Source organism: Pseudomonas sp. 22490, assembly GCF_052044465.1.
GTDB classification, from domain to species: domain Bacteria; phylum Pseudomonadota; class Gammaproteobacteria; order Pseudomonadales; family Pseudomonadaceae; genus Pseudomonas; species Pseudomonas aeruginosa.
In genome coordinates, this window is record NZ_JBQENS010000003.1 from 169,474 (window position 1) to 193,822 (window position 24,349).

General features: G+C 68.5%; 19 protein-coding genes, 1 pseudogene and 2 riboswitches. Of the genes and pseudogenes, 11 read left to right on the forward strand and 9 right to left on the reverse strand.

The window, feature by feature from the left end; all coding sequences use genetic code 11:
- Positions 1–17 precede the first annotated feature (17 nt).
- Positions 18–167, reverse strand: a riboswitch (cobalamin riboswitch).
- Between the two features lie 58 nt (positions 168–225).
- Positions 226–416: riboswitch (cobalamin riboswitch) on the forward strand.
- A gap of 121 nt (positions 417–537) precedes the next feature.
- Together cobW and cobN are read left to right on the forward strand one after the other, a co-directional pair.
- Positions 538–1,590 (forward strand): cobalamin biosynthesis protein CobW, encoded by a 1,053-nt coding sequence (gene cobW / locus ACTJJX_RS04845; protein ID WP_003102922.1) that lies wholly within the window; start codon positions 538–540, stop codon positions 1,588–1,590.
- 75 nt (positions 1,591–1,665) lie between these two features.
- Positions 1,666–5,412: a cobaltochelatase subunit CobN gene (gene cobN, locus ACTJJX_RS04850; RefSeq protein WP_003122492.1), complete on the forward strand. Its 3,747-nt coding sequence runs from the start codon at positions 1,666–1,668 to the stop codon at positions 5,410–5,412.
- Between the two features lie 28 nt (positions 5,413–5,440).
- On the opposite strand, the gene ACTJJX_RS04855 is transcribed toward cobN, so the two are convergent.
- The gene (locus ACTJJX_RS04855) at positions 5,441–6,535 is read right to left on the reverse strand and encodes a 3-deoxy-7-phosphoheptulonate synthase (RefSeq protein WP_003114000.1); all 1,095 of its coding nucleotides are present in this window, start codon (positions 6,533–6,535) and stop codon (positions 5,441–5,443) included.
- Between the two features lie 570 nt (positions 6,536–7,105).
- Between ACTJJX_RS04855 and ACTJJX_RS04860 the strand changes: the two genes are divergently transcribed.
- From ACTJJX_RS04860 to ACTJJX_RS04870, 3 genes are all read left to right on the forward strand, one after another.
- Positions 7,106–8,122, forward strand: a complete 1,017-nt coding sequence (locus tag ACTJJX_RS04860) for an ATP-binding protein (protein ID WP_003143684.1) — start codon at positions 7,106–7,108, stop codon at positions 8,120–8,122.
- Positions 8,123–8,142: 20 nt separating this feature from the next.
- On the forward strand, positions 8,143–8,787 hold the full coding sequence (locus ACTJJX_RS04865; RefSeq protein WP_003119819.1) for a vWA domain-containing protein: 645 nt from the start codon (positions 8,143–8,145) through the stop codon (positions 8,785–8,787).
- 121 nt (positions 8,788–8,908) lie between these two features.
- Positions 8,909–10,048, forward strand: a complete 1,140-nt coding sequence (locus tag ACTJJX_RS04870) for a thiolase family protein (RefSeq protein ID WP_003101465.1) — start codon at positions 8,909–8,911, stop codon at positions 10,046–10,048.
- An 86-nt stretch (positions 10,049–10,134) separates the two neighbouring features.
- Here the strand turns inward: ACTJJX_RS04870 and paaP are convergent, their stop codons facing one another.
- The gene (paaP, locus tag ACTJJX_RS04875) at positions 10,135–11,745 is read right to left on the reverse strand and encodes an aminopeptidase PaaP (protein WP_003119821.1); all 1,611 of its coding nucleotides are present in this window, start codon (positions 11,743–11,745) and stop codon (positions 10,135–10,137) included.
- A gap of 428 nt (positions 11,746–12,173) precedes the next feature.
- On the opposite strand from paaP, the gene ACTJJX_RS04880 reads away from it, so the two are divergent.
- Positions 12,174–13,703, forward strand: coding sequence for a nucleobase:cation symporter-2 family protein (locus ACTJJX_RS04880; RefSeq protein ID WP_003162544.1), 1,530 nt, complete (start codon positions 12,174–12,176; stop codon positions 13,701–13,703).
- Positions 13,704–13,758: 55 nt separating this feature from the next.
- On the opposite strand, the gene ACTJJX_RS04885 is transcribed toward ACTJJX_RS04880, so the two are convergent.
- Together ACTJJX_RS04885 and ACTJJX_RS04890 are read right to left on the reverse strand one after the other, a co-directional pair.
- Positions 13,759–14,007: a hypothetical protein gene (locus ACTJJX_RS04885; RefSeq protein ID WP_003091048.1), complete on the reverse strand. Its 249-nt coding sequence runs from the start codon at positions 14,005–14,007 to the stop codon at positions 13,759–13,761.
- A gap of 155 nt (positions 14,008–14,162) precedes the next feature.
- On the reverse strand, positions 14,163–14,744 hold the full coding sequence (locus tag ACTJJX_RS04890; protein ID WP_003110288.1) for a cytochrome b: 582 nt from the start codon (positions 14,742–14,744) through the stop codon (positions 14,163–14,165).
- A gap of 457 nt (positions 14,745–15,201) precedes the next feature.
- On the opposite strand from ACTJJX_RS04890, the gene ACTJJX_RS04895 reads away from it, so the two are divergent.
- Positions 15,202–15,333 carry a hypothetical protein gene (locus ACTJJX_RS04895; RefSeq protein ID WP_003091046.1) on the forward strand — a complete coding sequence of 44 codons (132 nt, stop codon included), beginning with the start codon at positions 15,202–15,204 and terminating at the stop codon, positions 15,331–15,333.
- A 19-nt stretch (positions 15,334–15,352) separates the two neighbouring features.
- Here ACTJJX_RS04895 and cif read toward each other — a convergent pair whose 3' ends face one another.
- The 3 genes from cif to ACTJJX_RS04910 form a co-directional block, all read right to left on the reverse strand.
- Positions 15,353–16,312 (reverse strand): CFTR inhibitory factor Cif, encoded by a 960-nt coding sequence (cif, locus tag ACTJJX_RS04900; protein ID WP_003110290.1) that lies wholly within the window; start codon positions 16,310–16,312, stop codon positions 15,353–15,355.
- Positions 16,313–16,333: 21 nt separating this feature from the next.
- The gene (locus tag ACTJJX_RS04905; RefSeq protein WP_003091044.1) at positions 16,334–17,512 is read right to left on the reverse strand and encodes an MFS transporter; all 1,179 of its coding nucleotides are present in this window, start codon (positions 17,510–17,512) and stop codon (positions 16,334–16,336) included.
- 65 nt (positions 17,513–17,577) lie between these two features.
- Complete coding sequence (locus ACTJJX_RS04910) at positions 17,578–18,687, reverse strand: alkene reductase (protein WP_016852673.1); 1,110 nt, start codon at positions 18,685–18,687, stop codon at positions 17,578–17,580.
- Positions 18,688–18,812: 125 nt separating this feature from the next.
- On the opposite strand from ACTJJX_RS04910, the gene ACTJJX_RS04915 reads away from it, so the two are divergent.
- The gene (locus tag ACTJJX_RS04915) at positions 18,813–19,403 is read left to right on the forward strand and encodes a TetR/AcrR family transcriptional regulator (protein ID WP_016852674.1); all 591 of its coding nucleotides are present in this window, start codon (positions 18,813–18,815) and stop codon (positions 19,401–19,403) included.
- Between the two features lie 10 nt (positions 19,404–19,413).
- Here ACTJJX_RS04915 and ACTJJX_RS04920 read toward each other — a convergent pair whose 3' ends face one another.
- Complete coding sequence (locus ACTJJX_RS04920) at positions 19,414–20,340, reverse strand: LysR family transcriptional regulator (protein ID WP_003091041.1); 927 nt, start codon at positions 20,338–20,340, stop codon at positions 19,414–19,416.
- Positions 20,341–20,405: 65 nt separating this feature from the next.
- Here ACTJJX_RS04920 and ACTJJX_RS04925 point away from each other — a divergent pair, with 65 nt between their 5' ends.
- The gene (locus tag ACTJJX_RS04925; RefSeq protein ID WP_003114008.1) at positions 20,406–21,020 is read left to right on the forward strand and encodes a LysE family transporter; all 615 of its coding nucleotides are present in this window, start codon (positions 20,406–20,408) and stop codon (positions 21,018–21,020) included.
- Positions 21,021–21,142: 122 nt separating this feature from the next.
- Positions 21,143–22,651, forward strand: a complete 1,509-nt coding sequence (locus tag ACTJJX_RS04930; protein WP_016852675.1) for a PA2928 family protein — start codon at positions 21,143–21,145, stop codon at positions 22,649–22,651.
- Between the two features lie 50 nt (positions 22,652–22,701).
- On the opposite strand, the gene ACTJJX_RS04935 is transcribed toward ACTJJX_RS04930, so the two are convergent.
- Complete coding sequence (locus ACTJJX_RS04935) at positions 22,702–24,033, reverse strand: esterase/lipase family protein (RefSeq protein ID WP_003101445.1); 1,332 nt, start codon at positions 24,031–24,033, stop codon at positions 22,702–22,704.
- A 99-nt stretch (positions 24,034–24,132) separates the two neighbouring features.
- On the opposite strand from ACTJJX_RS04935, the pseudogene ACTJJX_RS04940 reads away from it, so the two are divergent.
- Positions 24,133–24,345, forward strand: a pseudogene (locus ACTJJX_RS04940) (GNAT family N-acetyltransferase); the annotation flags it as partial.
- Between the last annotated feature and the right edge of the window lie 4 nt (positions 24,346–24,349).

The window sequence follows — 24,349 nt, forward strand, 5'->3', positions numbered from 1 at the left end:
CGCCCACCGCGGGTGAATCAAACGAAAGGTTCCAGGCCGGTCTCCGGGCTCGCGCGCGATGCGCTTACCGTTGCGGGGGCAGCGCCGGACTGGCTCGGAGAGCGTCACCGGCTTCCCGTTTCACCTCGTGCGCGCCGGCACGAGACACCTGGGACAACCCGCCTAGGACAGCATGAAGGACCGCCGGGCGTCAACCGGCCCGATTGACCCTGGCCCGCGCACTGCGTAGCCTTGCCGGTTCGAGGTTCCTCGCCGGCGACGGCGGGGCTAAGAGGGAACGCGGTCGATGCCGCGGCTGCCCCCGCAACTGTGAACGGCGATCGTTCCCCAATGCCACTGCGTGACGCGGGAAGGCGGGGAACCGGCGGAGACGCCAGACCGTGAGCCAGGAGACCTGCCTCGTCGATCCCGTGGCGCGATGCCCGGGGACAAGACTTCCATACAACCGGGCGGGGTGATCCGGTGGCGAATCCGTTGCGCGGCCCCTGCGTCCGCGCCACTCGTCCGCATGCCCGCCGAGCTGAACAAGGGCTGCCCATGAAAACCCTGGCGAAACTCCCCGTCACCATCGTCACCGGCTTCCTCGGCGCCGGCAAGACCACCTTGCTCCGGCACATGCTGGACAACGCCGAAGGCCGGCGCATCGCGGTGATCGTCAACGAGTTCGGCGAACTCGGCATCGACGGCGAGATCCTCAAGCAATGTTCCATCGGCTGCAGCGAAGAAGAGGCGCAGGGCCGCGTTTTCGAGCTGGCCAACGGTTGCCTGTGCTGCACCGTGCAGGAAGAGTTCTTCCCGGTGATGCGCGAGCTGGTGGCGCGCCGCGGCGACCTTGACCAGATCCTCATCGAGACCAGCGGCCTGGCCCTGCCCAAGCCGCTGGTGCAGGCTTTCCAGTGGCCGGAAATCCGCAACGCCTGCACGGTCGACGCGGTGATCACCGTGGTCGACAGTCCGGCGGTGGCGGCCGGTACCTTCGCCGCCCATCCCGAGCAGGTGGACCAGCAACGCCGCCAGGACCCCAACCTCGACCATGAATCGCCGCTGCACGAACTGTTCGAGGACCAGTTGGCCAGTGCCGACCTGGTGATCCTGAACAAGGCCGACCAGCTCGACGCCGAGGCCCTGGCGCGGGTCCGCGCGGAGATCGCCGGGGAGCTGCCGGCGGCGGTGAAGATCGTCGAGGCGAGCCGGGGCGAGCTGCCGCTGCCGGTCTTGCTGGGACTCAACGCCGAGGCCGAGCTGCACATCGACGGCCGGCCGACCCACCACGACCACGAAGGCCACGAGGACCACGACCACGACGAGTTCGACTCCTTCCACGTCGATCTCCCCGAGGTGGAGGAAGCTGCGCTGCTCGAGGCCCTCGGCGAGCTGGTGGAGCGTCACGACATACTTCGCATCAAGGGTTTCGCCGCCATTCCGGGCAAGCCCATGCGCCTGTTGGTACAGGGCGTCGGCAAGCGCTTCGACAGGCATTTCGACCGCAAGTGGCTGGCCGACGAAGTCCGCAGCACCCGGCTGGTGGTGATCGGCCAGGAGCTGGACCAGGCCGCCATTGCCAACCAGCTGCGCACAGCGCTTGCCTGATCCGTGATCCCCGGCCGGGGCCGGCGATGGCGATTCGCCGGCCCCAGCTTCTTGCGTCCTACCGGTAGAACGTCCATGCACCTGTTGCGCACCCAACCCGGCGGCTTCGTTCCCGACGACGGCATCGCCCACCTGGCCCAGACTCCCGCCGAGCTGGTGATCCTCTGCAGCGGCGATTCGCACCTCGCATTGCTGGCCGAGGCCGCCCGTGCGCTGCCGGACGACTACCCGAGCCTGCGCCTGGCCAACCCCATGCAGTTGCAGAACCACGCCTCGGTGGACCTCTACGTCGAGGAAGTGCTGCGGCACGCGCGGGTGATCCTGCTTTCGCTGCACGGCGGCATCGGCTACTGGCGCTACGGCGTGGAGCAACTGGTGGCGCTGGCCGAGCGCGGCGCGCTGCTGATCCCGGTGCCCGGCGACGACCGCCCCGACCCGGAGCTGAGCGCCCTCGGCAACCTGCCGGCGGAGCAGGCCGAGCGCTTCTGGCAATACTTGCGCCAGGGCGGCCTGGAGAACGCCGGGCAGTTCTACCGCTGCCTGGCCAGCCAGTGCCTCGGCCGCGACTACGCCTGGCGCGAACCGCAGGCGCTGCCGCGGGTGGCACTGTTCCATCCACGGCATGCCGAGGTGACCCTGGAACACTGGCGTGCCGACTGGCAGGCCGGGCGTCCGGTGGTCGCGTTGCTGTTCTATCGCACCCACCTGCAGGCAGCCAACACCGCCTTCATCGCACGCTTCTGCGAACGCCTCGCGGCGCAGGGGCTCAACCCGTTGCCGATCGCGCTGGCCAGCCTCAAGGAAAGCGCCTGCCTGGCGCAGGTGGAAGACTGGCTGGAGCGCAGCGACGCCGCGCTGATCGTCAATACCACCGGTTTCGCCCAGTCCAATCCGGAGGCGCCCGAGTTGCGTCCGTTCCGTCGCGACGTGCCGGTATTGCAGGCGATCTGCTCGCTGGACAACCGCCCGCTCTGGCTGGACAACCCGCAAGGCCTGGGGCCGCGCGACCTGGCCATGCACGTGGCGCTGCCGGAGCTGGACGGGCGCATCGTCACCCGGCCGATCAGTTTCAAGGGCCTGGCCTGGCGCAGCGAACGCAGCGAGAGCGACGTGGTCTGCTATCTCGCCGACGACGAGCGCATGGATTTCGTCGCCGAACTGGCGCGGCGCTGGGCCGAGCTGGCGCGCAAGCCAAACGCGGAAAAACGGGTGGCGCTGGTGCTGGCCAACTACCCGACCCGCGATGGCCGGATCGGCAATGGCGTCGGCCTGGACACCCCGGCGGCGGCGCTGAACATCCTTCGTGCCCTGCGCCAGCAGGGCTATCCGGTCGACGGACTGCCCGCCAGCGGAACCGAGCTGATCCGCCAGTTGCTCGGCGGCGTCAGCAACGACCTGGAGCATCTCGACCTACGGCCCTGCGCCCAGAGCCTGGCGCTGGACGACTACCTGGCCTGCTTCGCACGCCTGCCGGAGCGCAATCGCCAGGCGGTGCTGGCGCGCTGGGGCGAGCCGCAACAGGACCCGATGTTCCGCGACGGACGGATGATGGTCGCCGGCCTGCGCTATGGCCTGACCTTCGTCGGCATCCAGCCGGCGCGCGGCTATCAGCTCGATCCGGCGGCGGTCTACCACGATCCCGACCTGGTGCCGCCGCACGGCTACCTGGCGTTCTACTTCTGGCTGCGCCACGCCTACCGCGCCGATGCCCTGCTGCACGTCGGCAAGCACGGTAACCTGGAATGGCTGCCGGGCAAGGGAGTCGGCCTGTCCGCCGAATGCTGGCCGGACGCGTTGCTCGGTCCGCTGCCGAACATCTATCCGTTCATCGTCAACGATCCGGGGGAGGGCGCCCAGGCCAAGCGCCGCACCCAGGCGGTGATCATCGACCACCTGATGCCGCCGCTGACCCGCGCCGAGAGCTACGGCCCGCTGCGCGACCTGGAGCGCCTGGCCGACGAGTTCTACGATGCCTCGCTGCTCGACCCGCGCCGCGCCGAACAGTTGCGCGGCGAGATTCTCGTCCTCCTGCGCGACAACCGTCTCGACCGCGAGATCGGCTTGCAGCTCAGCGACGATCCGGACAGCTGGCTGCCGCAGCTGGACGCCTATCTCTGCGACCTGAAGGAGTCGCAGATCCGCGACGGCCTGCATGTGTTCGGCGAGTCGCCGAGCGGGCGATTGCGCCTGGATACCCTGCTGGCGCTGCTGCGGGTTCCGCGCGGCGATGGCAAGGGCGCCAACGCCGGGTTGCTGAAGAGCCTGGCGGACGACCTTGGCCTGGGCTTCGATCCGCTGGCCTGCGACATGGGCGAGGCCTGGCAGGGCGCGCGGCCTGCCTGCCTGGAAGAGCGGGGCGGGGAGCCCTGGCGTACTCTCGGGGATACCCGCGAACGCCTGGAATTGCTGGCGTTGCACTGGATAGAACGCTGCCTGGGCGGCGAATCGCCGCCTGCCACCTGGCGTGCCAGCGGCGAGGTGTTGCGCGGCTTGTGCGAACAGGTGGCACCGACCCTGGACGCCTGTGGCGGGGCCGAGATCGACGGGCTGCTGGCAGCCCTCGAAGGGCGCTTCGTACCGGCCGGTCCGAGCGGCGCGCCGAGTCGCGGGCGACTCGACGTGCTGCCCACCGGACGCAACTTCTTCTCGGTGGACGTGCGCAACCTGCCGACCCCGACCGCCTGGCGCATCGGCTTCCAGTCGGCCAACCTGCTGCTCGAGCGTCACCTGCAGGAACATGGCGATCACCTGCGCCAGCTCGGCCTCTCGGTGTGGGGCACGGCGACCATGCGCACCGGCGGCGACGACATCGCCCAGGCCCTGGCCCTGCTCGGCGTGCGACCGGTCTGGCAGGCCGGCAGCCAGCGCGTCGCCGATTTCGAGATCCTCCCGGTCTCCCTGCTGGACCGCCCGCGGGTCGACGTGACGCTGCGGGTCTCCGGGTTCTTCCGCGACGCCTTCGCCAACCTGATCCGCCTGTTCGATGCGGCGGTGCAGGCGGTCGCCGAGCTGGACGAGGCGGAGGAGCTGAACCCGCTGGCCGCTCGCGTACGCCTGGAGCGCCAGCGCCTCGAGGCGCAGGGCACGGCGCCGGCGGAGGCGCGCCGGCAGGCCGGCTGGCGGATCTTCGGCGCCAAGCCGGGTGCCTACGGCGCCGGCGTGCAGGGCGCAATCGAAGAGCGGCTGTGGGAGACCCGCGCCGACCTTGCCGAGGTCTACCTGAACTGGGGCGGCTACGCCTACGGTGCCGCCGACGACGGCACGCCGGCGCGGGAACGCTTCGCCCAGCGCCTGGAACGCCTGCAGGCGGTGCTGCACAACCAGGACAACCGCGAGCACGACCTGCTCGATTCCAACGACTACTACCAGTTCCAGGGCGGCATGCTGGCGGCGGTGGAAACCCTGCGCGGCGCGCCGGTGGCCAGTTACCACGGCGACCACAGCCAGCCGGACAACCCGCGCATCCGCACGCTCAAGGAAGAACTCAACCGGGTGGTGCGGGCGCGGGCGGTGAATCCGAAGTGGATCGCCGGGATGAAGCGCCACGGCTACAAGGGCGCCTTCGAACTGGCGGCGACGGTGGACTACCTGTGCGCCTTCGATGCCACCAGCGAGCTGATCGACGACCACCAGTACGCGCTGCTGGCCGACGCCTACCTGCTCGACGCGGAGACCCGCGAGTTCGTCCGCCAGCACAATCCGCAAGCCTTGCGCGACATGGCCGAGCGCCTGGTGGAGGCGCAGCGGCGCGGGCTCTGGCAGGAGCCGGGGGCCTATCGCGAGGCCCTGGAGAACCTGCTGCTGGACGTCGAAGAGGAATAGCGGAGCGGCATGGCCGCTCCCACCGCTTTCAGCGCCGCTCGGCGAGCCGCCGGGCGGCGTCGCGGAGAATCCGCTCGGTGCCTTCCCAGCCGAGGCAGCCGTCGGTGATCGAGACGCCGTAGCGCAGTTCGCCGCCAAGCGCCTGGCAACCGTCGAACAGGTGGCTTTCCAGCATTACCCCGACCAGGTCGCTGGCGCCGGCCAGGCGCTGGTCCAGCACGCTGGCGAGGACGCCGGGCTGGTTCAGCGGGTTCTTGCCGCTGTTGGCGTGACTGCAATCGACCATCATCCGCGTGGCGATGCCCTGGCTTTCCAGGGCCTGGCGCACGGCCTGCACCTGCTCGGGGCCGTAGTTCGAACCGTGGCGGCCGCCGCGCAGCACCACATGGGTGTCCGGATTGCCGCGGGTCTCGATCAGCGCCGGGTGACCGTGCGGGTCGAGGCCGAAATGGCGGTGGCCGTGGGCCGCCGAACGGATCGCGTCGCAGGCGATGCCGACGCCGCCGTCGGTGCCGTTCTTGAAGCCCACCGGCAGGCCGAGGCCGCTGACCAGCTCGCGGTGGATCTGCGATTCGCTGGTGCGCGCGCCGATCGCCGCCCAGCTCAGCAGGTCGTCGAAGTAGCCGGCGGCCAGCGGTTGCAGGAGTTCGGTGGCCAGCGGCAGGCCGAGGCGCAGCATGTCCAGCATCAGTTGCCGGGACAGCGCCAGGCCGGCGGCCATGTCGTCGCTGCCATCCAGGTGCGGGTCGTAGGCGAGGCCCTTCCAGCCCACCGTTGTGCGTGGCTTTTCCACGTAGGCGCGCATCACCAGGAGCAACTGGCCGTCGAGTTCGTCGCTCAGCGCCGCGAGGCGTTCGGCGTATTCGAGGGCGGAGCGGGGATCGTGGATCGAACAGGGACCGACTACCACCAGCAGGCGCGGGTCGTCGCCGTCGAGGATGGCGCGGATGGCGTCGCGGCTGGCGGCGACCTGGCTGGCCAGCTCCAGCGGCAACGGCTGGCGGGCCTTGAGTTCGAGCGGGCTGGGCAGGCGTTCCAGGGCGGTACGGGCGGTGGCGCTGGGCAGGGCGACGGCCTGGACGTTCGGCGAAAGGGTGGTCAGTGCGGATACGGATGAGTTCATGGTCTGGCTTCCTGGGCTGGCGGCGGGCGTCCCGCGCGCGTCGTGCCCTATCGAGGTGTTCGGCAATGTCGTGGGTTGGCGAGCGGCTGGCGGCCGTCGCTAAATCGCCAGGTGTTGAGCGGGTAGCCAGTGCGGTAGCGGTATGCGGTCATGATCGATGTCCTGTGCGTTGGTCTGTGGTTGTGGCCTTGTGGGCCGGAAAAACGGGCCGGAAAAACAAAACCCCCGGTCGGGGAGCCGACCGGGGGTTTGCGTGTGCAGGGTAGGCGTCCCGTATACCGTGGGCGCCGTTGGGGTATCAGGCGCCGGAGTGGCTAAACCAATACCCGAAGAAATACGCGGCACGGGGTGCCTGCGGCGCACGCGCGCGCAACGACAAGCCAGGGCGCGAGGCACTGGAATGCAGGTGCGGATGGCGGGTGTGCGGCATGGGTTTCTCCCGTGAACGAGTCCCGAGCTTACTGCAAGCGAGGCGGCCGGTTCAACGACTGTTTCACGGTTCGATACCGGCGCCGCCGGCCTGATAGACTTGGCGGTCCGTATTTCCGTCCGTCCGCCGCAGGAATCCCCATGAGCGCTACCGTGCATTACCCCCTGTCCGCCGTGGTCGCCGCCGACGAACTGAAGCTGGCGCTGTGCCTGGCCGCGGTCGATCCGGCGATCGGCGGGGTACTGATCGAGGGGCCGCGCGGAATGGCCAAGTCGACCCTGGCGCGGGGCGTCGCCGAACTGCTGCCGGCGGGCGAGTTCGTTACCCTGCCGCTGGGCGCCAGCGAGGAGCGCATCGTCGGCAGCCTCGACTTGGACGCCGCCCTCGGCGAAGGTCGCGCGCGGTTTTCCCCGGGCGTGCTGGCCAAGGCCGACGGCGGCGTGCTCTACGTCGACGAAGTGAACCTGCTGCCGGACCACCTGGTGGACTTGTTGCTCGACGTCGCCGCCAGCGGCGTCAACCTGGTCGAGCGCGATGGCATTTCCCACCGGCATCCGGCGCGTTTCGTGCTGATCGGCACGATGAACCCGGAAGAGGGCGAACTGCGCCCGCAACTGCTCGACCGTTTCGGCCTCAACGTGCGTCTCGACACCCAGCCGCCGCCGGCCGAGCGGGCAGAGATCATCCGTCGCCGGCTGGCCTTCGATGCCGACCCGCAGGCCTTCGTCGAACGCTGGGAAGGCCAGCAGGACACCCTGCGCCGCCGTTGCGCCGAGGCGCGCCGGCGGCTGGCGCGGATTCCCCTGGACGATGCGGCGCTGGACAGCATCGCTCGACGCTGCTTCGAGGCGGCTGTCGATGGCCTGCGCGCCGACCTGGTCTGGCTGCGCGCGGCGCGCGCCCATGCGGCCTGGCGCGGCGGCGAGCGGATCGAGGCGGAGGACATCGATGCGGTGGAACATTTCGCCCTGCTGCATCGCCGTCGCCAGTCGAACCCGCCATCATCGGCGGCCAATCCACCGCCACCGCCCGCGGCGGCCCCTGTCGCGCTCCCGGAGCGCACCGGCGACGGCGAAGGGCAGTGGGGCGAATTGCCGGCTCGGCCGGTGGCCATGGGGACCGCCCGCGAGCTGCCGCGCTGGCCAAAAAAGCCCTGAGCATCCGCCCGCGCTCGGTCATGGGTGCGGATGCCAGGAGCAGACCCGGAGCCCTGCGCGGCGGACTTGGCGGCGCCCTGAGCCAGGGTGCGGAGGGCGCCATCCAATGGTTGCCGACCCTGCTGCGTGGACGTCCCCGACAGCGTCGCGACCTGCTTCGCCAGCCGCGCAGCCGGCGCCCGGGCGAACTCTGGCTGGTGATCGTCGATGCCTCCGCCAGCACCCGCCGGTACGGCGCCCTGGCCCAGGCCAAGGGAGTGTTGGCGACGCTGTTCGAGGAGGCTTATCGGCAGCGCATCCGCCTGGCCGTGCTGCATGCCACCGGGCAGCAGGCGCAATGGCTCTGGCAGGGGCAGAAGGCCTCGCGGGAGTTGCAGGACTGGCTGCGCCAGCTGGGCGCCGGCGGCGGTACGCCGCTGCTCGACGCCCTGCACCAGGCCGCTGGCTGGCTGGCGCGCCGACAGCGGCAGAAACCCGCCGAGCATCAGCGTCTGCTGGTGCTCACCGACGGCCGTCTGCGCGACTGGCCGGCGCTGCCGGAGGCTGCCTGCCCGAGCCTGCTGGTCGACCTCGAAAGCGGCCCGTTGCGCCTGGGCAAGGCCGAGCGCCTGGCCCGGGAACTGGGGGCCGAGTATCGGCATATCAGTGAATTGAACGAAGTCTGAGGGCGTTTCGGCGAGTCCTGCGGCTTTTTCGGTCAAATTGTATTTCGACTGTAATTCAATAAATATTATGCGCGTAATATCTTCCTGCGATCCAGCCAATCCATCTCACGGAGATATCCTCATGTCGCCGATTTCAGTCGTTATCGCCGGTTACGCCCGTTCGCCGTTCCACTTCGCCAGGAAAGGCGCGCTGGTCGATATCCGCCCGGATGACCTGGCCGCCGCGGTGCTCAAGGGGCTGGTGGAGAAACTCGATCTCGACCCTGCGCTGCTGGAGGACGTGGTCATGGGCTGCGCCTATCCGGAGGCGGAACAGGGCATGAACATCGCGCGCATCGCCAGTTTCCGTGCCGGCTTCCCGCAGAGCCTCGGCGGTGCGACCCTCAACCGTTTCTGCGGTTCGTCCATGAGCGCCGTCCACTACGCCGCCGGGCAAGTCCTGCTGGGCGCCGGAGAAGCCTTCATCGCCGCCGGGGTAGAGTCGATGACCCGGGTGCCGATGGGCGGCTTCAACCTGTCGCCCAATCCCGCGTTGCTGCAGGACTATCCGGCGGTATACATGAGCATGGGGCAGACCGCCGAGAATGTCGCCGAGCGCTACGCCGTCAGCCGCGTCGAGCAGGAAGAGATGGCCGTACGCTCCCACGCCAAGGCAGTCGCCGCGCGCGAGGCCGGCTTGCTGCGCGAGGAGATCGTCGCCATCGACACCCCCGCCGGCCGGGTCGCCGAGGATGGCTGCATCCGCCCGGGCACCAACCTGGAGAGCCTGGCCCAGTTGAAGCCGGCGTTCGGCGGCAGCGTCACCGCCGCCACCTCGTCGCCGCTCACCGATGGCAGCGCCGCGCTGCTGGTCTGTAGCGAGGACTTCGCGCGCCGCCACGGGCTGGCGATCCTGGCGCGGATCAAGGCGGTGGCGGTGGCCGGTTGTGCGCCGGAGATCATGGGCATGGGGCCGGTGCAGGCGACGCGCAAGGTTCTGCAACGGGCCGGGCTGGGCATCGCCGACATCGACCTGGTGGAGATCAACGAGGCCTTCGCCAGCCAATCCATCGCCTGCATCCGCGAACTGGGGCTGGACATGGACAGGATCAACCTGGATGGCGGCGCCCTGGCCATCGGTCATCCGCTGGGCGCCACCGGCGCGCGGATCACCGGCAAGGCCGCTGCGTTGCTGCGGCGCACCGGCGGGCGCTATGCCATCGCCACCCAGTGCATCGCCGGCGGCCAGGGCGTGGCGACCCTGCTGGAAGCGGTGGAGTGATCGCGCGCCGATGAAAAAAGGCCCGGTGGATGAGCCGGGCCTGGATGGGGAACCTGCGCCGGCGGCCCGGCGCAGGGTAGTCGCGGTTACTTGATGAAGTCGTGACCCCAGCGTTCGATCTGGCTGGCGCTCTTCTGCATCTGCAGCGACCGCGATTGTACTTTCTGGCCGGCGGCGGCGATCTCGTCGTCGACCACCTTGGTCGACAGCGACAGCCAACTGGTCACGAAGGCCATGGCGTCGCTGTGGATCTCCAGGGCGTCCTGGTTGATGTTGGCGATGCCGTCGCACTTGCTGTGGTAGCACTCGTCGTAGGCCTTGCCGGCGGTGCCGCCGTACTTCTGCGCCTGCTCTTCGGTCTTCAGGCCCTCGGCGCCGGTGAACAGGCCGCCGAAGGCGATGCCGCTGTTGAAGAACTCGGCGTAGTCGGAGCGGAAGTCGATCTCGGTGCCTTCCGATTGCTGGCCGCGCAGGCGGAAGTAGGCTTCGAACAGGCGCTCGATGGCGGCCGAGCCGGGCGGACCCTGGAGGCCGAAGTCGGAACCGTCGCCGTCATAGATGAAGTTGCCGAAGTTCGGCGAGCCGATCATGTCGAAGTTCAGGTAGGCCTTGATCTTCTTCTTCTCTTCCGGGGCGAGGTTCTGCACGTAGTGGGTCGAGCCCACCAGGCCGGCTTCCTCGGCGCCCCACCAGGCGAAGCGCACCTTGTTGACCGGCAGCGCCTTGGCCAGCAGCACGGCCATCTCCAGTTGGGCGGCGCTGCCCGAACCGTTGTCGTTGATACCGGGGCCTTCGAACACCGAGTCGAGGTGCGCGCCGACCATCACCACGTTGTTCGGGTTGCCGCGACGGGTCTCGGCGACCACGTTGTAGGTCTCGGTCTTCTTGCGTACCACGTCGACCACCAGGTGCAACTGCAGGTCCGGGGTCTGCGACCAGGCCACGCCGTTGTCGTAGGTGGCGAAGATCACCGGGATGCCGCCCTCGTAGGACTCGCCCACGGTGACGTTCTCCAGGCCCTTGCGGTCGTCGGTGTTGCCCTGGTTGAAGATGATCACCCCGGCGGCGCCGGCGGCCGCGGCGTTCTCGGCCTTCTGCTCGAAGTTGCAGGTGCCGCGCTGGATCAGCGCGATCGAGCCGGCCGGGAAGTTGGCGAAGTCTTCCGCCTCGCAACCGCTGGTGGAGGTGTTGCCGGCGCCGAGGGACAGGTCCACCGGGACCACCTTGGCGGTGACGTCGCCTGCCTCGGTCTGCGACAGGTAGGTGAAGTCCTTCTCCCATTCGTAGGTGACCGGCTGCGGCACGGTGGCGCTCAGGCTACCCGGGCCTTTCGGGTAGTAGGCGGTGAACGGGAAGGGCTGCACGCTGACCTTGTAGCCGGCTTTCTGCAGGGTCTGCTTCACGTAGTCGACGGAGGCCTGGTAGCCCGGCGTGGCGGCGGCGCGGTTGCCGTCGTTGAGACTGGCGATGTCCTCCAGCTTCTGCAGGCGCTTGACCACGTTGCTGGCTTGCAGGCAGCGCGGCAGGCCAAGCGGGGTGCTGACCAGCAACGGCGATTTGCAGATCGACGGGTTGGGTTTGCCGGGCGTCCAGAACTCGGTGAACTGTTGCGCTTCCGAAGGTGCCGCCAGGGATGCGGCGGAAACCGAGAGGGCGAGGGCGCCGAGTGCGTATCTGAGATTGTTCTTGTTGCTCATGAGACTCCGTTCCTTGTGAGGCGATGATCGATAAGCCGTTGATGGCATGGCGCTATTGCCCGAAATGCCGCCTCGGGCACGGCCTGACTGCCAGACTAGGAGCGCTTTCCGGGCTGTCCTGGCGTAATTCCTGAAATGTGAATTTCATCAACTTTTTGTGGAAGAATTGCTGATAGCTCGCTGGCGGGATGGAGGGCGGCTTTCTATCGTTAATGCCCTTCGGCGCGGGCCCATGGCCGTTGGTCGGGGCTGGGAGGATGGTGCAGCAGGAAGGAAACCGTCTGGCGCGCGGATAAGCGCGCGAGCGGAAGTGGCTGGCACCAGCGCTGTCACAGATTTGTCGGAAATTTTGTATACATTTGTCTGGATATTTTCGGATCGAATTGTCTACAGTGTGCGCACAACAATAAAAGCGAGAACAGCGCACCATGAAAACGACGTCCTCCGGAACCCCACCCGTTCCACGGCCTGAAGACGAGAACCTCGGTGTCGGCGCCAACATGGCCTACGGCCTGCAACATGTGCTGACCATGTATGGCGGTATCGTCGCGGTCCCCCTGATCCTCGGCCAGGCCGCCGGCCTCGCGCCCGGCGACATCGGCCTGCTGATTGCCGCTTCGCTGTTCGCCGGCGGCCTGGCGACCCTGTTGCAAACCCTCGGCGTGCCGTTCTTCGGCTGTCAGTTGCCGTTGGTCCAGGGGGTGTCCTTCGCTGGCGTGGCGACCATGGTGGCGATCATTGGCAGCGGTGGCAGCGGCGGCATTCCCGCAGTGCTCGGCGCGGTGATGGCGGCCTCGCTGATCGGGTTGCTGATCACGCCGATCTTCTCGCGCATCACCAAATTCTTCCCGCCGCTGGTGACCGGCATCGTCATCACCACCATCGGCCTGACCCTGATGCCGGTCGCCGCGCGCTGGGCGATGGGCGGCAACAGCCACGCGCCGGACTTCGGCAGCATGGCCAACATCGGCCTGGCGGCGATCACCCTGGTCATCGTGCTGCTGCTGAGCAAGCTCGGCAGCGCCTCGATCTCGCGCCTGTCGATCCTCCTGGCGATGGTCATCGGCACCGTCATCGCGGTGTTCCTCGGCATGGCCGACTTCTCCAAGGTCACCGAAGGCCCGCTGGTGGCGTTTCCCACGCCGTTCCACTTCGGCATGCCGACCTTCCAGGTCGCCGCGATCATCTCGATGTGCATCGTGATCATGGTGACCCTGGTGGAAACCTCGGCGGACATCCTCGCGGTAGGCGAGATCATCGACACCAAGGTCGACTCGCGGCGCCTGGGCAACGGCCTGCGCGCGGACATGTTCTCCAGCATGCTGGCGCCGATCTTCGGCTCCTTCACCCAGAGCGCCTTCGCCCAGAACGTCGGCCTGGTGGCGGTGACCGGGATCAAGAGCCGCTACGTGGTCGCCACCGGTGGGTTGTTCCTGGTGATCCTCGGCCTGCTGCCGGTGATGGGCCGGGTGATCGCCGCAGTGCCCACCGCCGTGCTCGGCGGCGCCGGCATCGTGTTGTTCGGCACGGTCGCCGCCAGCGGCATCCGCACCCTGTCGAAGGTGGACTACCGCAACAACATGAACCTGATCATCGTCGCCACCTCGATCGGCTTCGGTATGATCCCGATCGCCGCGCCGACCTTCTACGATCACTTCCCCAGTTGGTTCGCCACCATCTTCCATTCCGGCATCAGTTCCTCGGCGATCATGGCGATCCTGCTCAACCTGGCGTTCAACCACTTCACCGCCGGCAACTCCGACCAGCAGTCGGTGTTCGTCGCCGCCAGCGAGCGGACCCTGCGCTACCAGGACATCGCCGCCCTGCACGAAGGCGACTATTTCCTCGACGGCAAGCTGTACGACGCCCAGGGCAACGAAGTGCCGCTGGCCGGCGACGACAGCCATGGCGCGCCGCCGCGACGGCGCAGCGAAACCGCTGAAGCCGGCAGCGCCTGAGCCGCGCCGCGATGAACGACGGCCCTCCTTGCGAGGGCCGTTTTCGTTGTGCGCTTCAGAACAGCGCCTTGCCGCGGTCCAGGCGCTGGTCCACCAGCCATTTGCCGTGGGCGATGGAGGCGCGCTGGGCGTTTTCCAGGTCGGCGAGGAAGGCGAAGCGCACGGGCAGGGCGATGCGCTTGCTGGTGTGGCCTTCGGGATCGGTGATGTGGCAGCCGCCGGCCCAGGGCGTGGGAATGCCCGGATGCTCGACGACGTCGGCGGTGATGGTGTAGCTGCGGTGCTGGCAGTGCAGGCTGGCCATGGCATGCTCCTCTCTGTCGGAGGCCGACCCGGCTACCTGCGCGACGCCTGTGGTTGCCACGGAGGAGCCTCGGGGCGGCGAGGTTTTCCCTGCGTGTCCCTACCTCTATAGCAGATCGTCGCCGATCCGCCGCGAGAGCCGACGAAGGGCCCCGCTCAGCGGCGCTGGCGACGGCCGAGCATGCGCTCCAGGGTGCCGTCGCGGCGGACCCACTGGTGGTAGCCGGCGGCGAGCGCATGGAGCAGCACCACCGAGGTGCTCAGCCACAGGCCGACCACGCGGTGAACGGCGTCGAAGGGCTTCTCGAATGCCTCCCAGCTCAGGTTCCAGGTTTGCGAAATCCAGGCGAACAGCGCGGTGTCCTTGAAGCTGGGTACCACGAACAGGCCGAAGTCGGTGGGCAGGCGGGTGCCGACGTAGCCGGTGAGCGGCATCACCAGCATCAAGGCATACAGCGACAGGTGCGCGTAGTGCGCCAGGCGGTGCTCCAGCGGCGTGCCGGGGACCGCTGGCAGGCGCGGCCCGCGCAGCCGCGAGACGATCCGTGGGATCAGCAGCAGGCCGACCAGCAGGCCCAGCACCCAGTGCAGGTTGAGTACCGGCAGGCGCTGTGGGTGGTCGTGGCCGAGCACCCAGATGACGAAATAGGCCAGCACGATCGCGCCGATGAAACAGAACGCCATGCTCCAGTGCAGCAGGCGGGTGGACAGGCTGTAGACGGTCGCTGGATGCGTCACGGGAATGCCTCGCAGAGAGTGAAGGCGTGCAATCTATGAAACGTCCGGAGAGCGATCAAACGTATTTATGGATAATCGATAACGGAAAACTTAATCGAAACTTTCAAATGTGACGTTATTGCACCGAAACAGTGCTGCGAGTCGCTTTTTTCCGAAGCGGAAGCTACTTGGCGGAATAATTCCGGGTCGGGATCATTGTAAGTTGGTTTTTCCTTCGCCCCGGCACTCGCGCCACGCCGGCAGAGCCTGGGGCGGGGCGCGGCTGACCCTCAAGCATTATCGGGAAATATATTCCGTTGTCTTTCCGCTGACGTTTTGCCGACAGCAAGCTGACACAGATGTAATTGAACTCGATCGCTTCGTTTCTATAGTCTTCGAACACTTCGCCGTGCACTTTCAAGGACGGCAAGTGCATATCCTGCGTCTTTTCCGCCATGACGATTCTCGAGGTGAGAGCATGAGTAGTGAGCACGATGGCAAGGACCAGGACGACCTGTTCTCCCCGTTGCCTTACCTGCTGGTTTCCGGCGCTGTCGTGCTCATGACCCTGCTGCTGCGCTGCCTGTTTTGCCCGGGCGAGCAGTTCTGATCGCCCGGACCGGGACGACTCAGCGACCGCGGCTGAGGAAGTCGATCACCAGGCGATTCATCGGCGCGGCGCACTCTTCCGGCAGCCAGTGGCCGCAGCCGGGCAGGACATGGCCTTCGACGTCCTCCGCATAGGCTTTCATCTGCTCCAGCTGGAACGTGCCCATGCCGCCGTGGCCGCCGCCGGCGAGGGTCATGGTTGGCATCTGCAGGCGGGTCTTCGCCAGTTCGGCGTTCTGCCGCACGCTCTCGTTCAACGCGCGGTAGTACTCGAACGAGGCGTTCAGGCTGTGCGGCTTGGCGTACGACCTGGCGTACAGATCCAGCAGGCGCTCGCTGAACACCTCGGTGTTGCTGGCATGGGACTTGATGAAGTGCTCGAGGAAGAAGCGTTCCTTGCCGGCGATTAGGGTTTCCGCCAGGCGGTCGTCGGCGGCGAAGAAACTGAAGTGCCAGACCAGCGACTCGCCCTGGGCGGTGAAGGCCGGGAAGCGGTAGATCCGCGCGTCCGGGATCGGCGCTTCCATGTACACCAGGCGGGCGATGTCGGCCTGGTTCTTCACCACCATCGGGTAGGTGTTCCAGATACCGATGTCGTGGGCCACCAGGTCGAACGGGCGATCCGGGCTGAATTGCCGGGCCAGCTTGTGCAGGTAGACGGCGACCTGTTCGCCGCTATAGCCGGTCTTCGGCGGCTCGGACTGGCCGAGGCCGGGCAGGTCCGGCGCGATCACGGTGAAGCGCTTGGCCAGTTCCGGCATCAGTTGGTGCCATTCGTACCAGGTCTGGCCGAAACCGTGCACCAGCATCACCAGCGGCCCCTGGCCGCCTTTCACGTAGTGCAGCTTCACGCCGTCGACTTCCCGGTAGGCGCTTTCGAAGCCATTCGGGACGGGGAATTCCTCGGCGGCGAAGCCGCCCAGGGAGAAGGTCAGGGCGATGCCGGCCAGGAGGCCGCGGCAGAGTCTATCGAGGATCATGGTTGTGCTTCCTTGGTGGGCTCAGTGAGGGATGTGGCCGCCGAGGGACGGCTCGGTGGCAGCTTGGCGTGGCGCCAGCATCAGCAGCAGGGCCACGGCCATCGCCGCCAGGCAGACCAGCGCGCCGACCTCGCCGAGCGGCGCCAGGCCGCTGCCGTCGATCACCCGGCTGCCGGCGAGGGCGCCGATGCCGATCCCGGCGTTGCAGGCGGAGATGTTCAGCGAGGCGGCGAACGCCGGGGCCCGCGGCGCGGACTTCATCACCCGCACCTGGCCGACGATGAACAGTGCTGCCTGGGCCACGCCCCAGGTCGCCAGGGTGGCGGCGAGCAGCCAGGCGTTGCCGAGGGTCGGCACCAGGGCGAGCATGCCCAGCGCCATCAGCAGGACGAACAGCAGGGTTGCGCCCAGCGGGCTGCGATCCACCAGGCGCCCGCCGAGCCAGTTGCCGAGCAGGCCTACCGCGCCGAAGCCCATCAGCGTCCAGCCGACCAGCGAACCGCTGAAGCCGGCCAGGCGCTGGAGGATGTCGGCCAGGTAGGTGTAGGGGGTGAACATGCCGGTGAAGACCAGCAGCGACAGCAACAGGTGGCCGAGCACCAGCGGTTGGCGCAACACGCTCGCCTGGCTGCGCAGCGAGACGCCCGGTCGTCCGGGAATGCGCGGCAGCCAGGCGGCCAGCAGCAGCGCCTTGGCCAGGGCCAGCGCGGCGAGTGCGGCGAATGCCAGGCGCCAACCCCAGGCGTCGGCGATCAGCGTGCCGATGGGAATGCCAAGCACGGTGGCGGCGACGATGCCGAAGAACACCAGCGCCACGGCGCGCCCTTCGCGCGAGGGGCCGGCCAGGTGCGCGGCGGTTTCGCTGGCCATGGCCCAGAACACCGGGAGCGCCAGGGCCGGGACGAAGCGCGCCACGGCCATCGTCCAGATATCGCCGGCCACGGCGGCCAGCGCATTGGCCGCGGCGAACAGCAGCAGGCAGGCGACGAACAGCCGCTTGCGTTCGACGCCCGCCAGCGCGGCGGTGAGGAACGGACCGAAGGCGGCGACGCTGAAGGCGAACAGGCTGACCAGCAGGCCGGCCTGGGCGACGCTGACCTGGAGGTCTGCGGCAAGCGCCGGGAGCAGGCCGACGATGACGAACTCGGTGGTCAGGATGGTGAAGCCGGCGGCGGCCAGCAGGAGGATCGGCAATAGCACGGCAAGACTCCTCCGCGAGCGCAGCCGTGGCCGCGCCCGGGAACGATGCATGGGAGGGAAGGGAATCAGGCCGTAGCGGACTGGCCGAGGGTCGGGTAATCGGTGTAGCCGGCAGCGTCGCCACCGTAGAACCGCGCCTGGTTGGCCTCGGCCAGCGGCGCGCCGAGACGGATCCGCTCGACCAGGTCGGGGTTGGCGATGAACGGCCGGCCGATCGCCACCGCGTCGGCCAGTCCGGCCTGGAGTATCGCTTCGGCACGCTCGGCGTCGTAGTTGCCGCAGACGATCAGCGGCGCGCGGAAGCGTTCGCGCAGGCGCTCGCGGAAGCCTTGCGGGTAGGTCGGGCCGCCGCTCCATTCCCACTCGGCCAGGTGCAGGTAGGCGATGCCGCGTCGCTGCAGGGCTTCGGCGAGGTAAAGGGTCATCGCTTCCGGCTCGTCGTCGTGCATGTCGTTGATCGTGCCCCAGGGCGACAGGCGCAGGCCGACGCGCTCGGCACCGACCGCGGCGACCAGCGCGTCGACGATCTCCAGCAGGAACCGCGCGCGGTTCTCCAGGCTACCGCCATAGGCATCGCTGCGCCGGTTGCTGGCGCTGGCGAGGAACTGGTCGATCAGGTAGCCATTGGCGCCATGCAGCTCGACCAGGTCGAAGCCGGCGTCGAGCGCGTTGCGTGCGGCGCGGACGAATTCGTCGCGGACCCGGCGGATGTCTTCCAGGGTCATTTCCCGCGGCGCGTCGGCGGGCGCCATGGACCCGCCGCCCTGGCCATCGGCGATGAACACCTGGGCCTTGGCCTGGATCGGCGAGGGCGCGATCGGCGCCTCGCCGCCGGCCTGCAGCGAGCGATGCGACATGCGCCCGACATGCCAGAGCTGCGCGGCGATCAGTCCGCCGGCGGCGTGCACCGCCTCGGTGACCTGGCGCCAGCCGGCCAGTTGCGCCTCGCTGTAGATACCGGGGGTGTAGGCGTAGCCCTGGCCGAGGCGGGAAATCTGCGTGCCCTCGCTGACGATCAGCCCGGCGCCGGCGCGCTGCGCATAGTAGAGAGCGTTCAGGGCGGTCGGCACGTCGCCCGGCTGTTGCGCCCGGGAGCGGGTCATCGGCGCCATGACGATGCGGTTGCGCAAGGCCAGGTTGCCTACGGCGAGCGGGGAGAGGAGCAGGTTGGACATGGTCTTTTCCTTTCGAAGGCGGCAGGGAGATGGCTTGAATATCTGTATCGGTCGCTAAATAATATGGCGATGGCAACGCTCGTCAAGTAAATTTATAGTGATCGATATAAATAATGGAGGTCAGGATGGCAACGCGAGGCAGGCCACGGGCATTCGACAGGGACACCGCCCTGCAGCGAGCCATGGACGTGTTCTGGGTGCGTGGCTACGAAGGCGCTTCGCTGGCGGCCCTGACCGAGGCGATGGAAATCAGGCCGCCCAGCCTGTACGCCGCCTTCGGCAGCAAGGAAGGGCTGTTCCGCGAAGCCCTGGCCCACTATCTCGGCCAGCACGGCCGCTATCGCCGGGATGTCCTCGATGGCGCGCCGAGCGCCCGCGAGGGCGTGGCCGAGCTGCTCCGCGAGACCGTCGCGCGCTTCTGTTCCGACGAGTTCCCGCGCGGTTGCCTGGTGGTGCTCGCGGCGCTGACCGGAACCCCGGAAAGCGAGGCGGTGCGGGACGCGTTGAGCGCCGAGCGCGGCGAGTCGATCCGCCTGTTCCGTGAGCGCATGCGGCGCGGCATCGCTGACGGCGACCTGGCGGCGGACACCGACGTGGAGGAGTTGGCGACCTTCTATGCCACCGTGCTGTTCGGCCTCAGCGTGCAGGCCAAGGACCGGGTGCCTTGCGAGTGCCTGCTGGCGGTGGTCGAACGGGCGCTGCGCGCCTGGCCCTGAGCGGGCCGCATCAGGCCGCCGCGCTGCGGCGCAGCCATTCCAGCAGCAGCGTGGCAGGCTCTCCGGCCTGCAACGGTCGCGGGGTCAGCAGGTGATAGCTGCTGCCGTCGGCGAGGAATCCCAGTGGCGCCGCCAGCAGGCCGGCGGCCAGATCGTCGCGCACCAGTTGCCAGGGACCGATGGCCACGCCGAGTCCGGCGCCGGCCGCCTGCAGGCTCAGGTAGAAGTGCTCGAAGCGCTGCCCTTCGGTCGTCGCCGGCGCCTGTCCGGCGAGACGGGTCCAGGTGTTCCAGGCTTGCGGGCGGGTCGCCGTGTGCAGGCGCGGTGCGACGGCGCGAAGCCCGGGCGGGCCTGCATCGAGGTGGAAATGCCGTTCGACGTCGCTCGCCCGGCAGACCGGCCCGACCTGCTCGTCGAACAGCCAGTGGGCATGGCTGCCGGGCGGCCAGGGGAAGTCGTTGCGGCGGATCGCCAGGTCGATGCCGCGGCCGAAGGCGAACGGCCCGCCGCCGGCGACCAGCTGGATCGACAGTCGTGGCTGTTCCTGCATGAATCCGGCGATCCGCGGGATCAGCCAGCGCATCAGCAAGGTCGGTTCGCAGGACAGCACCAGCGCGGTGGGGCCGGCCTCCGCGCGCAGGGCCTCGCCGGTGCGCTCGATCAGGTCGAGGGCCGGGCCGGTGCCGGCGAGCAGGCGCCTGCCGGCCTCGCTGAGGAAAACCCGCTGGCCGCGGCGTTCGAAGAGCGCACAACCGAGTTCCTCCTCCAGGGTCCGCACGGCGCGGCTGATGGCACCGTGGGTCAGGCACAGGGCCTCGGCGGCACGGGAAAAGTTCTCCAGGCGGGCGGCGGCCTCGAAGCAGCGCAGGGCGTTCAGCGAGGGCAGGCGACGGCGCCTGAATGGTGAGTTTTCCTCACCATGATTGTCAGTATTCATCGTTCTCGCTCGGCGCTGGAGACCGGTAGATTGTGTCGTCCATTCTACCTTGGAGCCTTCCAGGCATGACAGAGTTGCTAGCTTTCCTGACCATCACTGTGCTTGCGGTGATCAGCCCCGGCGCCGATTTCGCCATGGTCTCGCGCAACAGCCTGCTGTATTCCCGCCGCGCCGGCCTGCTCACCGCGCTGGGCATCGGCGCGGGGGTAACGGTACATGTCGGCTACAGCATCCTCGGCGTCGGCGTGCTGGTGCGCGAGTCGCTGGCGCTGTTCACCGCGCTGAAGCTGGCGGGCGCCGCCTACCTGGTGTTCCTCGGCCTGCGCATGCTGCTGGCGCGAGAGGACTCGGTGGCGGAGGAGGCGGCGGGCGGCGCCGGGGTTTCGTCCTGGGCGATGTTGCGCAGCGGCTTCCTGACCAATGCGCTCAATCCGAAGACCTGCCTGTTCGTGGTCAGCCTGTTCATGCAGGTGATCGATCCGCATACCGCGTTGCCGGCGCAACTGGGCTACGGGGCCTTCATCGCGCTCGCCCACGTGGCCTGGTTCGGCCTGGTCGCCTGCTTTCTCTCGAGCCCGGCGGTGCGCGGCCGGCTCCTGCGTTTCCGCCGGCGCATCGACCAGTTCTTCGGCGCCCTGCTGGTCGGTTTCGGCGTCCTGCTGGGGGCGAAAAGCCCATGAGCATGGACCACTGATGGCCGCTTGCCGCCTTTGAAGCGAGGCCGGCGGCTCCCTAGAATGCGCCGTTCATGCCGTCGCCAGTTGAGGGACGGTCCCAGGATCGCGGGACGCATGGGAGTTGCATGAAGAAGGGAGCGACGCTTTTCGCCGTCCTCTGGGCGGTACTCGGCCTGGGCCTGCTGGTCGGTTTGCCGGTGGCCATCCATTTCATTCTCGGCCAGTACGACGAGGCCGGCTTCAGCGGGCCGCAACTGGTCTTCGAGGAACAGAGCCATTCCTACCTGGCGTTCACCCTCGACGACTATCGCGCCAACGAAGTGGACAACGGCGTGGTGCACGGCAGCAGCCGCAGCTATGCCCAGGTGGTCGATCTCGAGGACGGCAGCCTGCGCTGGAGCGCGCGCCTGGATGCCGACAACGAGCGCGGCGACGACTGGGGTTCCGGCGAACTGCTGGGCCAGTCGTCGCGCTACCTGTTCTTCCTGCGCAACGAACTCTACGTACTCGACCGGCGCGACGCCGCCCCTGCGCTGGCGTTCGACGAGCTGGAGCGGCGCACTGGCGGCCTGCCGTTGAAGTCGGCGCCTTGGGGGAAGGACGCCTATCGCTACGACGAAGGCCGGGGCGGATTGCTGATGCTCGCGCTGGACGGCCGCGTCTGGTTCCTCGACGGCGACAGCCTGGCCCTGCGCGAAGCTCCGGAAATCGATGCCGCGCGGTATTTCCACGGCGACCCGCCGCCGCCGGCGAATGCCGGGATCGACTGGCAGGCGCCGGGCCTGACGCGCCTGCCCGACGGACGCCTGCTGATCCTCGCCAGCGATCACGAGGCCCGAGCGCTGGAGCGTGGCGAGGCGCTGCCGGCAGCGAACCAACGGGCGCGACGCCAGCGCCTGTCACTGGGCACCCTGGATTGGCGGTCGCCGGCGGAGAATCGACTGCGTCCGCTGCTCGACGCGGCCTTCCTGCAGGCTGGCCTGCTGCCCGATCCAGCCGCTGCCGAAGAGCCGCAGCGGCTGCTCGATCGACCGTCCGAGCGGCAGCGCCAGCATCCGTCGCTGCCGCCCGAGCCGCAGCCGCCGGAAGAGTTCGACGAGCGCGTGGAGCGTTTTCCCAGTACCCGTGCGTTCCTTGCGGCGCGTGACGCCTACCGCCAGGAACGGCGACGCTGGATTGCCGCGCACGATGCCTGGCGGGAACGGGTCGCCGACCTGGAGGCGGCGGCGGATGCCGAGTACCGTCGCCGGCGCGACGAGCAGACGCGCGAGGAGGCGTTGTACCGTCGCTATGCCTCGGCGCTGCCGGGCGGCGATTCCAGGTTGGCACGCCGTCCCTGGCGAGTCGACGGCAACTGGCTGGTGCTGCACCGGCGCAGCCTGGCCGAGCGTAGCGAGCTGCTGCTCAGCTCGGTGTCTGCCGACGGCAGCTTGCTCTGGACCCTGGAGCTGCCCATCGAGCGTCCCGAGCGGCTGTTCCGCCTGGATGCCCACAACCTGCTTCTCAGCTGCCGTGGAGAGGAAGGCGGGCGGTTGGTGCGGGTCGATCTGCGCCGGGGCAGCGGCATCGTCCATCGCCTCGGGCGCGGCGGCGCGCCATTGCAGCGGGTCGAGTGGCCCGAAGGCCAACCGTGATCGCCTGCGCCCGGCCTTGGTGGCTGCCCAGCGGGGGGCCGGGCGCCGATTCAGGGGTTCCTGAAGACGAATACGCCGCTGTCCACCAGGCGCGTCAGGCGGATGCGCAGCAGCAGGGTGCGGTGGGCTGCGAGGAAGCGCGGCACCTGCGCCAGCGGAATTGCCAGGCCTTCGCTGTCGCCGGGGCCCACCGCGGTATAGCCGACCGGCTGGCGCGGCGGATCGAACGGCGGCTGGGCCGACACGCTGAGCGACAGGGTGTCCACGGCGAAACCGGCGAGCAGGTCGTCGAGGGACTCGATCGACAGGTACAGCGAGCGGTAGGCGGGGTTGTCCTCGTAGGGATGGACGTCGGCGATGACCTGCTCGTAGAAGCGCTGCTCGAAACGCCGGTCGCTGTTCAGCTTGCGGAAGAACTGGATGAAGTAGTCGCGCACCTCCTGGTCGAGGTCGTCGCAGACGTGGCTGACCAGGTTCAGGTAGCGCGGCGAGCGGCGCTCGATGCCGGGGTCGAGCTGATCGATGCGGCGCTGCCAGGGGAAGCTTGCGCCGCTGCTCCGGTAATCGGCGTCCTCGACCTCCAGCGCGGCGCGGATCAGCTCCAGGGTATGCGGGTTCTTCGGTCCGCGGTCCTTCAGCGCCACGCTGGCGTGGTTCTCGCCGTCGACGATGGCGAAGGCGATCTCGCCGCGCGATTCTTCCAGGCGCCAGCCGGGCCTGGCGCGCTGGCGGACATCCAGTTCGAGGCTCAGGCGGCAGGCGTTGAGGTTCGCCGTGGCGATCCGCACCGTGCCGTCGCCGCCGGCTTCGTTGGCGATGGCTTCGACGCCGCTGTAGCCGGCATTGCCCACCAGCACCGTGGCGAGCAGGCGGCCGGCGCCGTACCAGGCCTCGGCGCCGAACAGGTCGCGCTCGGCGAGTTGCCAGGAGTACGGCGAGCCCAGCTCCAGTCCCTTCAGCACCTGGGTGCCGGTCTGCCCGACGAAGCGGTTCCAGCCTTTCAGTACGCGACCGATGAAGGAGCGTCCCTTGTGCGCCAGCGGCGAGCCGAAGTTGGCCGGGGCGAGCATCAGGAAGCGCTTGACCGGCGCGCTGGCGGGGTCGAAGTGGCGGGTCAGCCAGTCGCGCAGCACCAGGGCGCCGGTGCTGTGCACCACCACGTCAACCGTGCGCGGTGCCCGCGACAGCCCCTGGGCGGTCCAGGCGCGATCCAGGGCGGCGGCGAGGTCGGCGTAGGTGACGTCGTCCTGCAGGGAGATCCAGTCGGCGAGGCGGATCTGCGTCGGCGCGCTGCCGAACCAGGCTTCCAGCTGCTCGGCGAGGCGGCGGAACGACTTCGAATCGTCGCTCCAGCCGTGGACGATGACGATCGAACGGGGCATGTCCGGCATCCTCTGGGGCTGATCCGGGCGACTATAGATCATGCGCCGCGGCGACGTGCCCTGACCTGTGAAAACGTCTAGGATGCGGCGGTCGCCCCCGACTGCCGCCGGCGCGGCATCGCCAGCGCGTTGCTGCGGCAGGCGCGGGACGACTGTCGCGGCGACCGCCTGTTCACTTCCTGCAACCGCTCCAACCTGCCGATGCGGCGCCTGCTGGAGCGCGAGGGATTCCAGCCGAGCGGGGTGATCGACAACCTCGACGAAGGTGATCCGGAGCTGGTCTTCGTGCGTTTCCTCGCGCCGTCGCGCTGAGCCC